The 1,644-nt window shown below is 56.0% G+C and carries 1 protein-coding gene; it reads left to right on the forward strand.

Annotated elements, in window-relative coordinates; translation table 11 throughout:
- Window positions 1-24: 24 nt before the first annotated feature.
- Window positions 25-1,644: ABC transporter transmembrane domain-containing protein (locus tag ACR0E6_RS21025; protein ID WP_480586945.1), on the forward strand; the 1,620-nt coding region annotated here is incomplete at its 3' end.

A 1,644-nucleotide genomic window follows, 5' to 3' on the forward strand; every position in this document is an offset into this window, starting at 1 on the left:
GTCAAGCGTAGAACAAGGCTGCGGATGGGTATTCCTCTGCTGGCGGGGTCGCTTTCCCTGAACATCTTGTCCCTTCTGGCGCCAATCACCATTCTGCTGATTTTCGACCGCATCATCCCCTTTCAGGCGACCGAGACGTTGCGCATCCTGACCTGGGCACTGGTGATTGGGGCTGGGCTTGAGTTTTTGTTGCGTTGGGCGCGTTCTGTGCTGTTGACAACCGGGGCCGAAGAGAGTGCTGTCACCCGCCAGCGCCGGTTCCTTGAACAGGTTTTGAACGCAAACCCGATCCACTTCTCCCAAAACACCGCCAGCACCTATTTTGACCGCTTCATGGCGATCAGCCAACTGCGAGAACACCAATCAGGTCAGAGCCAGACGCTCGTCATTGATCTGCCATTTACGATCCTGTTCGCCCTCATGATCGGCTTGATCGGAGGGTGGTTGGTTCTGGTTCCCATTGCCGCGCTCTGTATCGTTTTAGTGTTTGCGGTTGTGATGAAGCATCAGCAATGGTCCCTGTTTGAGCGTCGCAAGGCACTGGATACCCGCCGCTATGCGTTCCTCTCGGCCCTGCTGTCCAGCCTGTCCACGGTCAAAGCCAACCGGATGGAGCCTCAGATGGCCCGAAGGTTTGAGTTGTTGGAGGACCAGACCGTAGAGGTCAGCCGCAAGCTGATCCTGTTCTCGGGTTTTGCGCAGAGTTTTGGCGCTGTTTTCGGGCAGATCATGGTTGCCACAATGGGCTTACTGGGGGCTTATCTCGTCATTCAGAACATGATCGGAATTGCCGAATTGGCGGCCTGTATGCTTTTGAATGGTCACATCATTCAGCCTTTAATCAAGATCATGGCGATATCGGTTCAGTCAGAAAGCGTCGCTTTGTCCCGGCGGAAACTGCGCGAAATGGACAGTATTTCTCAGCACCCGCCAGGCTGGATCGGGCACAAAAAGCTCAAAGGTGATCTCCGGGTCGAAACGCTATGCCTGTCGCACCCACAAAACAAAGAGGCCGTTAATCGCCCAGTGAGTTTTCACGTGCCGCCCGGCACTGGGATACTGATAGAAGCCGAAGAAAGTTGGATGGTCGATGCCCTATTTGCGACCATTCTGGGCAACCAAGAGCCCAATGCCGGCTCGTGCCTGATAGATGAGGCTGCAACAACTGAACTATCCGCCCCTGTCAGTCGGGGCGGGATAGTAGCGCTAGAGCGCGACCCTGCAGTCTTATCAGCAACCTTGCTGGACAATCTAGCCGCGTTTGGCGGCACCGAAACGGTTGAACGTGCCAAACAGATTGCCTCCAAGCTTGGTTTGGAGCGGCGTATTCACCGGCTGCCAGAAGGCTACAATACCCAGCTGGGCAAGGGGTCGAGTTTTGAAAGCGATCCGGTCAAGCGACAACTGATCGCGCTGACCCGAGCCCTTGCTTTACGCCCTCGGATGTTACTGATGAATGAACCCTCGTCTGTTCTGGACGCACCTGAGCGTCAGGCCTTGGCAACCTGTTTGAAAACGCTTTCGCCGCCCCCCACTCTGGTGATCGCAAGCCCCGACCCCCGGTTGCACCAGCTGACGGATCAATCCGCCCAGCTGGGCAACATCCGGACCTCCGATCTGCTTCAATGGCAAGAGGATGCTCAT

The organism is Ruegeria sp. AP12 (assembly GCF_056540025.1).